This window comes from Candidatus Obscuribacterales bacterium, from assembly GCA_019744775.1.
Taxonomy (GTDB): domain Bacteria; phylum Cyanobacteriota; class Vampirovibrionia; order Obscuribacterales; family Obscuribacteraceae; genus SBAT01.
This window is the reverse complement of the sequence record JAIETZ010000005.1, coordinates 1-18370: the sequence shown is the minus strand read 5'-3', so window position 1 is coordinate 18370 and position 18370 is coordinate 1. Positions and strand designations below refer to the sequence as shown.

Below are 18370 nucleotides of genomic sequence, written 5' to 3'. Positions count from 1 at the left end.
GTCCTGTTTTCTTCCTTTGGGTGGAACGAATATGGGCATGGGTCGGTACTTAGTATTTCTATTGGCTTTCCAGCTTTTGTGGCCCTGGGCTGCTTATGCGCCGGCTTTTGCACAGGAAGCTCCAGTTGCGCAAGCTAGCGCTCCCAACCTTGATTTATCTTCAACAGATCGTAGTGTCGCAGCATCGACAGTATTGCCTGACGGTCAAGCAACTATTAACTTAGCAGGCGTAGCACGCACAATTAGTCCGACAGATATGTTGACGGCAGCAGAAATGGTTGCAGTGCGGCAAGTCGTAAACACGGGCAATCAGTATTTGCAGTTAAATGATTTGGGCGCAGCCATTGGCGGTGGATTGCATTTGCAATACTATGCGACCAACGGACTAGGCAATTTAGTAATTCCGGAAGGCGTCAGAGCATCACAGAATGCAGCAATCTTGCAAAGTCTAAATCTGACAGGCAATCTGTCCAATTCAGGGACACTCAACTTTTTCTCTTCCAATGCAGCCGTTACGGCAGCGACGGTTAATGCAACTAACATTTATAACAATGCCGGTGCCATGATTTCATCAACATTGGCTAACCTCAATCTCAACGCAGTAAATAACATCGTCAATGCCGGCACCATTATGAGTGCCGGTAATTTGTCTATGACGGCTGGTGGTTCAATTGTTAACAGCGGCATCATTCAAGCAATGCAGAATATGAACATGCAAGCTTCAACAATTGCCAACCAGGCGCAAATAGCTGCAACCTTGGGCAATATCAATATGGCTACAGCTAATTTGATCAACTCAGGTTTGGTTCAGGCAATGGCAGGCAAATTAACAGTTTCCGGAATTGCCAACGAACTCAATATCAACAATCTCAATGGAATTCTATCCGCCTCAAAAGAACTTTCAATCCTAAATACAAGTGTACTCAAGCCGACTGTAAATGTTCTAGGCGGGCAACTCTTGGGAGACAAAGTCAATTTTGACGCCAATGACGGTCACTTAAATGTGAGCGTCCAAGACTTAGCCGGTGATGTAAACGTTAAAGGTGGTACTGCCAAATTTGCCGTCAGTGATGGCACACATCCTTTTTATATGGAAAGTTGGGCACTTACCGGAGACCCCGACTTAATTCTCAATGTCGCCAGTTATAACGATGGCGGAGTCGGCTTTAACGCCGATGGCGGTGTTGTGGAAATTACAACAAGTACCGGTGGAATTACATTCACCGGTAATATCGTCACGACACCAACAGGCACAGGCAACGGTGGTCATGTCTATCTGACATCAGCAACATTTATTGACACAGCCAATATTACAACGGACGGCAATGGGGGCAATGGCGGCGAGATAAATCTGCTGGCAACAACCACTATTGATACCGACAATCTTTCGGCAGCCGGCACTGTAGCCGGTGACATCACCCTTACCTCGGGCGGCTACACGACAACAGGTGGAACTGTTGCAGGCAACAACGTCACCTATGACGCCACAGGTAATGTAACCCTGGGCAATAGTGTTACCGCCTCAAATACTCTTTCGATCTACTCCGGCGGCACAACAGGTATTGCACAAACAACCGGTACTTTAACAGGACAAAACATTGTCCTAACTGTAGGCGGTGGTGGCACAATCGGCTCGGATGTTGATGCAGTAGAAACAGCTACGGAAAATCTGTCGGTATCTTCCAATATCTTGTATGTGACACCATTCTCCATATCAGCAGGCGTATACGTAAATAACGACAGCGGCGGACAGCCATTAAATCTGAGCGGCAATGGAGCCGGTTTTCAGGGATTGTTCAGTCTCACCACCAATGGCGACTTAAATGTGCTGGCAGGCTCGACCATCATGGGCAATTCAGGCGGCAGCGGTACGGCAATTGAAATAACTGCCTCGGGACAGATTACAGTGGCAACCGGCGCGGCCATATCCGCTTATCAAGGCTACACAAATAATGACTTCAACAGCCTAGATCAGGCAGTAGTCATAAATACAAACGATCTGGAAAACAACGGAACCATATCAGGATCATCTGTAACTGTTAACGCAGGTGGTTCCGGTCTTACGGTAAGCGAATGCGGCGGCTGCAACGGACTTATTAACGTCACAACCAGCGTAAATGGTAGCAACAATGGTTTTATCAACTTCGTTTCGGGAGGCAGCGTCACCGTTCATCAAAATACACTAAGTGGACTGGTCTCAACCGGAGGTTCAACTGCAACAGACTTCACTGTAAGCGTGGACAATGGCGCTCTCTATTTCGGCAGCGTGGAAGCCACAGGAGCCATAGACATAACCCACAACAATACTTATGGCGACATCATCTTTGGACCGACCAATCCATTCGGAGTAGGCGACGGCTCGATGACGGCAGACAACATCACAATAACCACAAGCAGCAATGGCTCCGTTCGCCTCTGGAACGAATATGCGCTTAATGGCACCACCGGGACGGAAATTACTGCCGGTTTTGTCAGCAACAACGGCACAATTACCGATCTTGATCATGTAACCATCCAAAACCCGAACGGCACTCTTTCTTTGGGAGGCGGCGGTGTAATAGATGCTCCAAATATCAATCTTGATGCCAACGGCAATTTGATAGCACTGCAGGCGGAATTCATCGGCACGCTTAACGCCAGCATTCCCCACGGTGCAACAAGTAGCGACTACTTGCTGCTCATCTTCTCTGCAGCAGGTGCAGCCACATTAGGGACAATAGACATACCTCCCCAAATAGTCACAAACGGCGGAACAGTCAATGGACCACTGAGCACAAGCACGGATAGCCACGGCGGTGTCACTTACTCATTTGCCAACAGCTCCCACACTTTCGGCAATATCCTTTTATTGAATACAGCCCTGCCGGACAATGTCTTCAATCCGATGAACGACACTCTTTATGTTTCCGTCGGCGGACAAGTAGACACTGGCGCTTGTTCCACATGTCCAATTGCCGGCAATCTTTATTTCGGCGATGTAAAAATCTCTGGATTAGTCACAGGCGCTTCAATGCTGGTCTTTACCAGTGAAAACAACGAAATCCTCGGTAATCTCAATGTACAAAACGGCGGCTTGCTATATGGAGCAAACGGCGGACAATGGGGTGAAATCTCAACTAAAGCCAATGCTACTTGGTGGGCGACAAGCTTTACAGCCACAGGTGGAGGCCATATTGGGCCGGTGACAATAGACGACCCGATAATTTCTTTGGACACAGCCACCTGGTCAATTTTCACCAGCAATAATTTTGTCCTCAACACTTTTAGCATTGGTTATCCGCACATAAATATCAACAAAGCCAGCGGCTCTGGTCGATTCCTGCTAATGGCCGGCTCCGGGTTGTCCGCGTGGAACGAGCTAAATCTATCTAACACCATGACCATATCCAGCGCTGGACAAACCGACATATACGGATACATTAAGGCTGGAAGCTTAGACATTCAAGTAACAAACGGCAACTTTACCATGGACAATGGCTTTATTCAGAACTCCAGTTGCGGATTTTGTTTTGGACTGGTGTATTACCAGTTGACGACAAATGGTCCGAATTTCAATTTGAGTGTCAGTAACGGCAACTTGACTATGAAAAACGGACTTCACTATCAGCCTTACATTGACTTCAATTCCTGTGGTATCTGTCTTGCCCCTGATTCCCCACACACAACAATCAGCGTCACAGGAGGAAATTTGTCCTTTAGTAACGGCGTTTCAATGAGCGTAGCCGGTAATTCGTCGCTGAACGTTTTTCAAGGTTCTCTATCATTAACCGGAACTTCCCTCAACGGATTCAGCTCTATCTCCGCAAATAACATCAATCTGCAAGATAGTTTCACAGAAACAAATAGCATTATTAGTAATGACTCTGTGACCATCAACCACACTTATATTTTTGCCGAAAGCAATTCCAACTTAAGCATAAAGAACTACGGTGGTGATTTACCAATAACCAACGGGTCTGTTCTGAAATCCGGCAGTGGCGTAGGCAAGAATATCAATATTCTAAATTACGACGGCAATTTGCTAATCACCAATCAATCGATTCTAGATGCTACTCAAGGCAATGTCTACATTTCAAATACTAATGGAAACGTTGCATTGAACAATGGTGCAACAATAACCGCCGTGGGTCCTAATTACGATGACGGCGTAATTTCAATATTGAACTCGGGAGGCTCAATAACAATAGTATCGGAAATCATCAACACAGCAGTAACGGATTCATGGGGAAGTTACTGCTACGGCTGCTCTCCCTTCTATACTATGTTCGGAGCCCAGGGTCCAACAATCAACAGCTCCGGTACAGCTCAACTTGTAACCAGCGGCGGCAATCTTTCCATAACCGGACCTGGTACAAATGACATATGGTCACCAGCTGGACTTACTCTGATAAGCACTACCGGCAGTGTCAACGTCAACCAGGTGGTTCTGGATCCCTACTATTTCGACACTTTCTATGAAGCCTGGTATTTGACCGGCATGTCCGGAAGCACCTTCACAGTGCAAGTTGCAACTTCAAATATTGTCGCCAACACAATTGTCGCCAACAACTACGGTATTTCAGCCAACGGCACGATTAGCCTAATAGTAGGCGGCAACGGAAATCTTAACGTACAGGCAGGTAGCGTGCTCTCGGCAAATAAAGGTAATGTCTACCTGCAAAACCTGAACACAGCCGGCACGATAGTCATCGGTCAGGATTCGTTCTTGACGGCTATTAGTGACGGAGCCAGCCTTGGGAATGTCTATCTTCTCAGTGGTCCGGATCCAGGCTCCTATGTGACAGGCACTGCTCCAGCCAATCTTGTGGCCCAAGAAGTAAACGGCGGTCAGATATTCTATGGCTCTCAAAGCTTAACGGCATCAGCTCCGGACAACCACGTAACCGCTGATGGCGGCACTGTTGCCTTTAATGGCAGTGCTGTAACTTCCATTCAACTTGGCGGAAACGTGACCATCAACGCCAAGGCTGAAGACTCAACACCACAATTGCTCACTAGTCTGGATCTCGTAAATGACCCTAACGCCATAGCGCAAATTCTAGCCTTGCAGGCTCTGGGCAGCGTCGGAGGCACATTGCAAACATCCGGACCAAATATAATTGGCGGTAATGCCATTATTGCTCCCTCCGTGTTGGCTCCATGGCTGACCGCAGAAAATATTCCCGATAACGTAACTATTGAATTTACCGACTTTGACGACACAACACCTACCAGTGTGTACCTCACATCCACTAGTACTACTGACAAAGTTACTATAAGCGGCACGCATTCATACACTAATGGTAATCCATCCATAAATATTATTTCTAATCTTGATACCACCGTGCTCAGCGTGGCAGCTACAGGTCTTCTGGAGAGCAGCACCGATTTGCTTGTGCAAGGCAACGGGAATATCCAGGTACTAGGACAAGTTAGCGCCGAGAACCTGACTATAGTCACCACTGGTGGCAACGGCAATATCACAGTCGACGGAACCGTCAACGGTAACGCATCACTAACACTGGTAACATCCGGAAGCGGCAGCATTAGGCATGGAGAATCACCCGGAACGGTGACTGCTCCAGTAATTGCTTTAATAACTGATGCAGGAAATATCGGCACTTCAAACAGCAGTCGGTTTTACACAAATGCAACCGTCGGACTAATGGTCTCCACAAACAGTGGCAGCGCTTATTTAAGCCAAAATGGCTCAGTGCAGCTCAGCAATTCCAGCCTTGGTCAATCACTTTTCGAAAGTACTACAGTGCTTGATCTTATTACGACGTCCAATGGTGACATCGTAATTGACGGAGCTACAGTGCGTGCCGGCACAATAATTCTGACTGCAGGCGGCAGCGGCAATATAGACCAGACCACAAACAACACAACATTTGAAGCTAACAGCATGACCTTGCGCGCTACATCCGGCTGGATTGGTGGTCCCAATAGCACAACCGGTTTATCACTTGCACTGCAAACTCAAGAACTCAGCGCAAGTACAACTGGTGACATCTATATCAACAGCACAGGCTTCGACCCTGTAACCCTGCGCAATATTTCATCAGGCGCCGTGCTTGATCTGGAAGCTTCCGGCAGCACATTCACTATTGCCAACGGATCAACTGTGCAAGCTACCTGGCAGAGTGGGCCTCCTGCCCTAATTAACCTGACCATGAATTTTAATCTGCTGACAGTAGAATCAGGAGCTCGGCTGCAAGTAAATTCCGCAGGCACCATTTCCATATCAGGAACCTCCCAGGTGACAAATGAAGGCGTTATTGCAACACCGCTGGGAGCATCCGGAGGAACTTTCTACTCCTATACTGACGGGTTTGCCGGAGCTACACTCATAGGTGCCGGCAACATCATAGGCGATCTTCACATAACAAGCACAGATACAAGTGGATTTGACACCAGCGTTAGTCAAAATTCAATTAGCGGCGCAATCAGCATAAACTCCGATTCCCAAAATATTTTCATACAAACCATCACAGGCGATCTCACATTAGGTGCAATTTCCGGCAGCGCTGCAATCGCCTTTACCGTCAACAACAACGGCAATGTCATCCTTAACGGATCTACAATTGATCTTATGGCCGATACCAGCCAGATCAATTTGCACAGTCTAACCGGCTCCGTCACCGGTACACTGGCATCAACCCTCGGCACCCTTAGAGGCAGTGCTCTTCTCAATTTCAATATTACGAATAACGATACCGTCAATGGCACACGATTAGAAACCATAATTACAAATTACGGTTCAATTACAATCACAAACACTGTGGGTGATGTCACCGTCATCACCAACAGTACAATCTACGCTAACCAAGGCAACCTAACCATCAATAACTTGAACACCACTGATGGTCAGATAGTGATTGAGTCTGATGCCGAGCTAACCGCGTCAACCACCGGCACCACATTAGGTAAAATCTACCTTGTTATCGGCGGTATTCCGTCAAGTCCCGACACCGGACCGACACCAAGCAACGTAACAGCAAATGAACTGAACGGCGGAGTAATTTACTTTGGTACAGGGCAGGTTAATGCCAGTCCCTCAACAAATACAGTCACTGCCGATGGCACAAACGCAAGTGTAGTTTTCAGCATAGGTAGCGCGCCCGGACCAGCCATACTATTGGGCGGCAACACCACCATCACATCACAGACCGAACAAACCTTTACTCCGCTTACAAGTCTTGATCTTAGTGATGCAAGCGTCGTCACAGCCATAGAAAATCTGCAAACAGCTCACTACATAGGTGGCTCTATCAACACTGACAATACAGCTGTTATCCTCCCTTACATACTGGACACCAGCATCTCCGCACTAAATGTGCCAAACCTATACCAGGTTACATTAGCCAATTTTGATGGTGAGTCAGTCAACATCGACATAACCGGAGCCAGCACAACAAGCCAGGCTACTGTAGTTGGCACGCTGCAATTCCTGTCTGCATCCGGAGCTTCAGTCAGCACGCTGAACATCACCTCGACAGAGCCTGGTCCAGCTTTTTTGGGAGGAAACTCGCTAACATTAACAACTGGACAAATGACATCGGACGGCTCTTTGACCGTCAACGTTGACGGTGCTATCAACTTTTACGGAGTATTGCATGCCAGCACGCGTCTGACTTTAGACACATCGGACAACACTACGGATGGATCAATAACACTTGGTTATGCCCTGACCAACCAAGCAACTGCCGCCGGGGCAGGAGGTGCTGTGATCCTAAATGCGGGCACCATTATTGACATCAACACAATCAACACCAGCGGCACAGGAATAGGCAAAGGCGGCGCAATCACCCTGACGGCCGAGGGAGATATTTCAATTGTCGGATTGGTAAGCAATGGCGGAAACATTGCCGGCGGCGCAGGTAATATTACAATTTCATCCGCATCCGGTGCCGTAACTCTGGACTCCATTACAGCGACCGCTCAATCAGGTAATGCTGCCGGACTTGTTTCCATCAATGCCTTCACCGGATTCACCGGCGGCAATATTGAGAGCGCAAGCGTCTCAATTACTACGGAAGGCGGTCAGATTGCCCTAATACCCGGTTCCACCATCTCGATCAACAACGGCAACCTGCTTCTGCAAAACAATGACACTGTCGATGGCACAATATATTTAGGCACCAATTCTACCTTTAGCTTAACAAGCACTCTTGGGGACATTTTCGGCAATGTCTACATTGTGCTCGGTAATGTCCCCACGTCACCAGTGACCGGCTCAACTCCACCCAATATGAATATTTATGGTTCACCGTATTTCGGTACCAATAGCATCACCTCTAATGCTCCAGTCAACTCCATTTCCGCCCCATCGTCTACGGTAATTTTCAATACCGGCTCCGCCGCGGCAACGGCCATTACCGTTGATGGAAATGTTCGCATTGAAAGTGATGTAGAAGGAACCGCGGGCTCATTAGCCAGTCTTGATCTGACCGATCCTTTCACCGTTAACTACTTAGTCTTATTGCAAGAGCAAGCAGTTATCGGCGGCACACTCGTTGTTACCAATGGCATTGCTACAGGCGGCAATGTAATTCTTGCGCCGACTAATTTACCGACTTCCCTGACCGCCTACAATATTCCGGACAACGTCACCGTCACCATGCAAGGATTTACGGGCAGTGACTTTGTAACCATAGACATTAGCGGCGCAAGTACCAGCTCACAGGCAATACTTGCCGGCACTCATGAGTTTACCGGTGCCGGCGCAGTCGGACAGATAGAAGTTACATCTACTCAAACAGGACCAGCCTTCTTGGTGAACTCCACCGGATTACTCACAAGCGCAGGCAATTTGTCCCTGAGCGCACCGAGTGTCACCAACGAAGGCAGCATTACTTCGCAGAGCAATGGCACTATTACATTAATTACTGACGACTTTCGTAACGACACGCTAACAAGCCTCGTAGATGCCGGCGGCTTCGGCTCAGTAATAATTCATCCACTTAGCAGCAACTACGTTGTTCATGTCGGTGGTGCAGTTCGCGGCGGGTCAGCTCTGGATATTATTGACCCAGACATGGCTAATATCGTCGCCAGAAATCTAACAATTGGTGACTCAAATAACACCGGCAGTCTCTACCTTGCCGACGATATCAATGTATCAACCCTGTACAACCTCACACTACTTAGTGCCGACACAGTAGACATGGACTCCCAGTCGATAACTCTCGGATTCAATACCTTGAGCATAGAAGCAGGAGCAGACGCCTACATCAATGGAATCTTCGGCACCGGTACGACCATTAGTATTACAGCTTTGGGGGTTCTTTACATAAATGACGCGATAGAAGCAGTTGATCCGGGTTCCGCTTTCAGCATCAACGGCAACATCCATTTAAGCGGCTCCCCGATAATGTTCAACTTAGATCCAGGAGAAAATATCAACGCCGGTACCTTCAATGGCATTGTCACCATTCACCCTTCCAGTGCTATGGACATTAACTTTTTCACCCCGACGCAAGGCGGTGTCAATTTCGATATTTCCCAAAACAACCTCGACCACATAAGATCCGCCACTCTCAATATAGGCAACTTTACTTCAACCGACAGCATTACCTTAGCTGACGACGTCGACCTAGGCTTCACCAGCATTTACCGACAATTGAATTTCTACACAAACGGCAGTTACGAATACAACGACTTCACATTTGACTCCCAAAGCCGAGCTGTAGGTATCTATGCCCTTGGAGCAATCAATGCCGGTGACATGACTACCGGCAGCAATGCACTGGTGATGGACGCATTAGGTACCGTCACCCTCAACGGTACAATCAGCGCGTCAGAAGTTACTTTGGCCGGCTCCCCAGTAATTCTTAACGGGAATGTGTTAAACGCATTTACATCTCTAATACTAAGACCTACAACTTCAATGGCAGTTAATGTTGGCGGCACAACTGCAAGCGGCACCAGTTTCGACATCACCGCCGGTGATTTAGCAAACATAACCACCCAAGTTCTCACAATCGGTGATGGTCTCAACGCGTCAAGCATGACAGTTGTCGCCGACTTGGATGTCTCCGGTCCGATTGATGATCCCGGCAACTATGATCTGGTCCTCATCAGCAACGGCAACTTCACAAGTCAGGGTCAAACAATTACTTTAGGGCGAGAAGAATTTGACAATAGCAATTCCCTGACCATCACCACTTACGGCAGCGCGCAGGTTGGCGCAATTGAAACCATTGCTAACGTCGGTGCCGGCGTCTACATTACTGCCGGCGGCAACTTGAATTTAAATGATAACATCGTCGTCACAGGTGGGACGGTCGACAACAGCGGCAGAATTGAGCTGCGTGGTTCGCCTGTTACCTTCAATGGCAACTCCCTGGATGCCGGTCCGGCTGGTTTTGTAGCATTGGCACCAACCAGCGATACCATAGTTGCCATTGCTGACGCCACCGGCACAGCTGCTCCTTTCGATATTTCCGCCTCGGACCTTGCAAATATCACAACCGGCACTCTGCAAATCGGTGACATCTACCACACTCAAGTTTTAAACGTCGAAGATGATATTGACTTATCCAGTTCCTACAACCTAGTCCTTGTGTCAGCCGGAGCCATCGACCGCACAGGCATTTCCATAACACTCGGCAGCAACAACCTTGGTCTCAGCACAAATGGCGGACTGTCCAATTTAGCAACCGGAGATCTCGATATATCCTATCTCTTCGATGGTAATTCTGCCTGGCGGCAGGCTTACACCGGCAACAGTAATGCCTTCACCATAATGACGGGCGGCAGCAGCTTCACTAATTTAGCTAGTGGCTGGATTGACATGGGTGTTGACGGCGGCAGCATTACTATCGATGCCGGTCGCAACTTCAACTATACTGCCAGCGGTGCATCCATTTCATTCGTTGCCGGTACAAGCTCAACTGGTGGCTATGTAGGGCTCAGCAATGTCAACCTCAGTACCAGCGGTGGTGACTACGACATCACTGTTACAGGTCGTGGCGATCCACTGCTAGGCATGGGTGGTGTCCAAATTGGTTCTATAAGTAACTCAAGCATTGCAGGTGAAGTCAGCATTCTTGCCGACAGCGCCGTCTATGTTGGCTCCTCTTCAGTCTCTCGCGTTAGCAACAACTTCTCAGTTGTTGCCGATAGCCATATAAATGTTATAGGCTCAGTTGTCGCTGAAAATATTGTTTTACATGCAGTCGATAATAACGGGGGGGTGTCCGTCCAAGACAATCTATATGCAAATGACTCCATAGATATTTCAGCCATCAATGTTGTCCAATTGTTTACCGTCAATGGTTCATCGTACATTGAGGCACCGACAATTACCATAACGACCAGCGCAGATCCATTATCAACTGTGATTATTTCTGAGGGTGTTCAAGTTGTCACCCCAGTGATGAACGGCAGCAGCGGTGCAATAACCATTACCACTCCGGCCCTGTCCAATGATGGCTTGATCGCCGCGCTTGGAGCTGGCGCCACCTTAACCATTCAGGCACCGGCGGGTTTTGATCTTGCCATAACTGCCTTTAACGACGGCAAACTTGTTGCTGATCCGTTGTCAGGTCTCATCACTTTCCAAAGTGCCGACGGTGAAGTCAATGTCACTCAAAAGCAGATTTCCGGTATAGTCACCGGCTCAGCAGCAACTGCCTTTTATCTCACTTCCCAATCCGGACTCCTTACGCTTAGCGATATAACCGCCACCAATGACGAAATCACCATCACTTCCGGCAGCGATATACAAATTATTCCGGGCAGCACCATCGTCGCCGAAGGCAGTGTCGCCTTTGTAACTAACGCTGCCAATGCCTCGCTTATAATTAGTGCCGACAGCATTGAATCTGCTTCGGCTACTGTGGATATTTCAAACTTCTCATATGTCAAAAACGACGGCACGATTACTGCCGCTACCGGCATCACGATTGAAAATACCCTTTCTACATCTGCGGACTTAATACTTACCGGTCTTGGCTCTCTTGTTGCTCCTTCTATTTCTCTTGAATCCAACAATGGTGCAGTCATCGCCACCCAGAACAACATGCAGGGCACTGTCAATATCTCATCCGAATCCACGCTCGTATTGTCTGTGCTCAATCCCTCTTCCTTCACTCCGGGTACGATGACCAGCACTACCTACGGAAGCGCTTCGCTTGTCTCAAGTTTTTCCAACTTATACGCCGCTGCTAATTCTCCCATCACTTTCGGTGATGCAGTATTTGCTACAACAACAGGCACTTTCGGTACTTTCACCGTTAATAGCGGAGTACTCACTGTCACAGGCACCGGTAATATGGTTATTCTCATCCGCGACACTGATGCCGGTATCACTTCTATTGACGGTATCGCCACTGGCGGTGGCAGCCTCTACTTTGATACTACTGCTGCCGGTGGTCTTAACTTTACGGGTAATCTTGATACCAGAGGCGGCGCAGATACCAGTGGTGGCTATGTAGTTCTAGGTTCTACCAATACCATCACAACAGAAGCGATTCTCACCGGTGGCGTCGGCGGCGGCGGTACTGATGAAGAAAGATCCGGAGGTTCAGTAATAATTTCGTCTGCCGGTAATATATCGATAAATGAGTACATCGACGCTCGCGGTGAAGAACTAGGCTCCGGAGGCAATGTAATCCTCCTTTCCGCTGCAGGAGATATTACTTTTTCTGTAACCAATCCACTCAACGGAAATATTAACGCCGTCGGTGGCAGTGCCGTGTTTGCAGAAGGTAAAGGCGGCAATATTCTAATTGGCGCCGGTGATGCCGTCACTTTCAACAGTTTCATCGATAGCTCTGCTGAGTCGTCGTTTACCAGCAATTCTCGTGGTTCTGCCGGCTGGATCCACATAGCAGCCGGTTCAATTAGTTCCACCAGCAGCATTCGCGCTAATGGCGGCGCAGATTTCAGCACCGCCTCCGGCAATGGTGGCTCCATTAATTTGGTTGCCGGCTCAATCTCCGTCGGCGGTTTTATCGACTCAGCCGGTCTTGGATCCGGTTTCGGTGGTGATATAACACTGCATGCAGGAAGCAACATAAGCTTTTTATCGGCTAATGCCACCGGCGGTAGAACATCTGTTGAGCCCATCAACGGCGGCAACATCGTCATTCAGTCCGACTCTGGAACAATTACTTCAATCGGCTTCCTCGATAGTTCCGCTTCCGCTTTCGACTGGCTCGATGGCGGTGGCCGCGCCGGCATGATCTTTCTAGTTGCTCAGGGTGATATTAACGGCACTGTAAGTGCTAGAGCTGAAGGTCGCAGCCGACCAGGCAATGAAAGCTCAGATCTACCAGGCAATGGCGGCAACATTCGCATTGAAACTAATGGCGAGGCAAATTTCGGCTTTGTGAGCAGTTCTGCTCAATCTGTTGTTGCTACTCGTGCTGCTGCCAATGGCTCTGCCGGCAGAATAGACGTCCTGGCCAACGACAATGTCAACGCCTCTACCTTCAAGTCCACAGGCAGCCTATCCGGCGGCAACGGCGGCGACGTCAACATCACTTCAAGCACGGGCAATGTCACCACATCGTTCATTTTTACCAATGCCCCAGGTTACGACGTCTTCAGTAGTGACAGCTACGGCAATGGTGGCGATGTATCCATCACATCTGCCGGCTCCGTGTCCATTGGCTCTTTCATCGACATTGGTGGCTCCGCAAATTTCGGCAATGCCGGCTCTATTAATATTCAAGCTGAAAGCAACATTACCAGCACCTCTTACCTTGCCGCCAACGGTGGCGCCCTCGGAGGCAATGGTGGCAATATAGTGCTGACTGCTCAGCATGGTGGAATTGATTTTGACTTCTCACTAGACACTGCGGCCAGAGAAGGTGGTAACGGAGGTTACATTATTCTCAATGCCGAAGACGGCATTCAGGCAACCGTTGTTGCTACCCGCGGTGGAAACGCATTCGGTCATGGTGGTGATATAGTCATGACTCAGCAAGGTACAGGCTCCATTCAGCTTGAAAGAGTTGACTCCAGCACAAGTCATAATACTCTAGTGGGCTCATCCAATGCGGGTTACGTCTCACTTTCAAGCAGCGGCAATTTGGCAGTCTTGGGCGATATCGATGCTTACGCGGAAGGCGTCAGCGGCAACGGAGGAATAGTCACGCTATCTTACAATTCAGCCGCAGGCAACTTTGTAATCGATAGTGACGATAATAGCATTACTAACGGCGTCAAAGGTGCAATCGACGCTTATGCTTCAGGTTCAGGCAATGGTGGCAGTGTGGCCATCGCCAATCAGGGTGGTGACTTAAATGTTACCCTCAATAGCAGGATCGATGTTACATCTTTCAGCGGCGTTAATGGCTCCATCAACTTCAACTTCGCGCCACCCGGTTCAGACTTAAATGTAAACGCCACCAGCGACGTCAACATTACAGGCGGTGCATCTGGTCTTGTCGCTGGATTCATATTTGCCTCAGGACTTTCAATCACTATGTCCATGTCTGGTACCATTCCTGCGCTTGAGCTGTCCGAACTAACTGCCACCAATGGCTCCATTAGCATCACTCTGGCTAACGGTTCGCTAGAAACTGCCGTAGGCGCTAACCTTCAAGCTACGCAAGGGAATATTACACTCAAGCATACAAATACAAGTTCGGGAATTATCTTCCTTGAGACTGGTTCGACCCTTACAGCTTCTGCAACAAGCGGCTCGCTAGGCAACGTCTACATCTCTATTGGTGATTACACAGCCGTTACAGGAACAACTCCTTCCGATGTGACAGTAGATGAACAGAACGGCGGACAAGTTTATTTCGGCACCAACAGCATCACTAGCAATGCTCCGCAGAACTTTGCCAATGCGGATGGCGCCGATATCGTTTTCGATACCGGCTCTCGACCGGCTAACGCAATTACCCTCAATGGCGATGTCACCATCAACGCTACAGAGGGTGGAGGACTAACTCTGCTGAACAGTCTTGACCTCACCGATCCAACTGTGACCGCCCTGATTATCAATCTCCAGGGAACCATGGAGCTCGGCGGCACCCTCATCGTTGACGGTGGCGGCATAGCGACTGGCGGCAATGTGATTATCGGGCCGGCAAACTTGGCTGCAGCACTGACCGCCTACAATATTCCGCAATCCGTGACAGTATCCATGCAAGGTTTTACACTTTCCGACGTGGTATCCATCAATATAGACGGAAGCTCCCACACCTCTCAAGCCGTACTAAACGGAACATACGAATACATCGGCGGCAGTCCATCGGCAGGTGTGGTCAATGTAAGTTCAAATCAAGCTGGTCCGGTATTTCTGATGGATAGTAGCGGACTCTTGACCAGCAATGGCAGTTTGTCGCTTACAGCCAATGGCGCGATCCAACTAAACGGTGCCACATCAGCAGTCGGTGCAGTTGCCATAACCAGCACCAATGGTTCATTAACGGTCAACACAATCAATACTGAAAGCAACACAAGCGGCAATGCCGGTGCAATAACTCTTACTGCGACGGGAGCAATCACGACAATCAACACTATCAACAGCGCCAAGATTAGTGGTGCTTCAGGAAATGGCGGCAACATAATTCTCAATAGTGGCACTTCCACGTTTACGCTAGGCAACACATATGCCTACAGCAACAGCGGCGCACCGGGCACACTAACATTTTACGGCAGTGGCAATGCCGCTTCACCCGGCTCGGCAATTTCGATTCCAACAGTAGCATTTCAACAAGGAGCAACCCTTTACTTCTATGGCTTCACTGACAGCAATAATCAATCATTATCTTTTCAGTCCAATCAAGATATTGAAGTTAGCGAAATCAACACTTCCAATTTCGGCACCGGTAATGCCGGAAATATCTCGCTTGCTTCAACAGGGGCAATTACCGTTACCAGCAGGCTGGCCACAGTAGCCGATTCCGGTACTGGCGGCAATGTCACAATCAACAGCGGCACATCAACATTTAATTTGTCTAGTCTTTGGACTTACAGCAGTTCCAACACTCCAGGAACGATAGCCTTTTACGGTTCCGGCAATCCATCGGCACCAGGCTCGGCAATTGCCACACCAACGGTCACCTTTGCATTCGGCTCGGACATTTGGGTCTATGGCTCAAAATCCAGCGCTATTTCCTCTTTGTCATTCAATCTAGCCAACAGTAATACGATTTTTTCAATTGATACTCACAATAGCGGCACAGGAGCCGGTGGCGATATTAGCTTGACGGCCGCTAACGCCATTAATGTGGGCGTAAATCTAACAACTTACAGTAATGGTGGAGCAGGTGGAAACATCTCTCTAAATAGCGGTACATCCACCTTCAATTTAACCACTTTGAACACTCACGGCGCCGGAGGGCTTCCAGGTACGATCACCTTCTATGGTTCCGGAAATTATCTCTCGCCAGGCACGGCAATAGCAGTACCGACAGTCACTTTCCTAAGTCCTTCTTCAATTAACGCCTACGGAAATTCTTCAAGCAATATACCGTCGCTTTCGTTTTTCCTGGGCAATAGCACTTCGCTCGTAGCAATCGATCTGTTCAACTTAGGAACAGGCTCAGGTGGCAGCATGACCCTAACTTCAGCCGGCGCAATTAGTGTTTCACAACGCATTGATGTCTCAAGTTCAGGAGGTGCTGCAGGCAACATAACGCTAAATAGTGGGACCTCCACATTCAACTTAAAAAGTCTCCTCTTCCAAAGTGACGCATCCACACCAGGAGCGTTAACTTTCTATTCAAGTGGTAATCCGTCATCACCAGGATCTCCAATTGCCACACCAACGATTGCATTCGGCACCACCGCAATTATTTACGGATACGGAAATTCTTCCGGAACCTTGCCTTCCCTCTCATTCAACCTGGCCAATGGCAACAGTATATCGGCGATTATCACATCTAACCACGGTACCGGTAATGCCGGCGATATTACATTGACGTCATCAAACAATATACTAGTCAGTGGGTTATTTGCAGAGGCGGAAAGCGGACATGGCGGCAACGTCTCGGTGACATCTTCCGGCGACATTGCAGGCAATTACGTGACCACGAGTCATACCGGCACAAGCGGCAATGTCACCCTGACTTCTGCAACTTTGAACTACAATTCAATCTTTGCCGGCAACGGCTTAGTAACACTAAATCCAAATCAAGTTGAAGCAGTAGCAGTCGGTGGCACATCCAATGCCAGCCCCTTCTTTGTCAGCAATGACATGTTGACTGCGACAATTGCCGGAACCGTATCAGTATCATCGCAATCCACACTAGCTATAGCTGACAATCTTGATGTTAGCGGATCCGGCCAGGGTAATTACAATCTCGTATTTACCAGCACAGGCAACTTCACAAGCGCCGGTCAGACCATTACACTTGGTGACAAGTCATTAGATGTGAGCACTCTCGGTTCGATTAATTCAGGTGTAGTAACTGGTACTTCCAACTCATCTGTAGACTTGTCCGCTCAGACCGGATTAGTCGTAAGCGGTACTCTTAATGCGGGCAATATTCAACTGTCCACCAACAACGGTCATGGCGACGTGACATTATCGGCCAGCATAACCGCTGCTGACGATATCAGTATTTCTTCAAGCGTACAAATTATTCAAACGACAGGCACCATTTCTGGCACTGGGCTCACATTAAACGCAGCCAGTGGAATTGGAGTGTCTAATCCAATTCAGACTGCCGTTTCAAGCATCACCATCAACAACGGTGATTCGTCAGGTGCCTATATTCACGAAGCTAATGGTGTACTGATCTTCGCTGTTGACGTTGCAGGCGATTTTGAACTCACTTCTTCCAGTGGACAAGTAAGAATCAATGGTGCCACCACAGTTATAGGTGGTTCGGCTACTATTATTGCAAATGGCGACATTCGTGTCTCGCAAGACATAACAGTCGACGAAGGAAATTTAATACTTCAAGACATGAATACATCGTCCGGTGCCATCATAATTGATAGCGGCACAACACTGTCTGCCAGCACCACCGGCGACACACTCGGTCGCGTCTACATCTTCATCGGCACAACACTGCCAACAGGCACCAACACCACCACTCCAAGTAATGTAGTTGTTAACAACACAAATGGCGGCGTCACTTATTTCGGCACCAACAGCATAACCGCATCCGCTCCGGATAATCATGTTAATTCCAACGGCAGTGCCGTTATCTTCGATACAGGGTCATTGTCTGCGTCGGCAATTTCTCTTGGCGGTAATGTCACCATCAATGGCACTGCCACGCCGGATGTTGAAGGTCCCATCTATAGTTTGGACTTCACTGATCCTAACTTAACCGCCCTCATCATTCAATTGCAAGGCGAAAGCCAAATCGGCGGCACACTCATCGTCAACGGACAGGGTGTTGCCACCGGCGGCAATGCCATCATCGGCGCCAACATGCTCTCCAATACTCTTACCGGCACCAACATCCCGACA

1 protein-coding gene is annotated in these 18370 nt (G+C 48.6%); it reads left to right on the top strand.

The features are described from left to right. Window positions 1–37: 37 nt before the first annotated feature. Window positions 38–18370: hypothetical protein (locus K2Y22_12490; GenBank protein MBX9879269.1), on the top strand; the 18333-nt coding region annotated here is incomplete at its 3' end.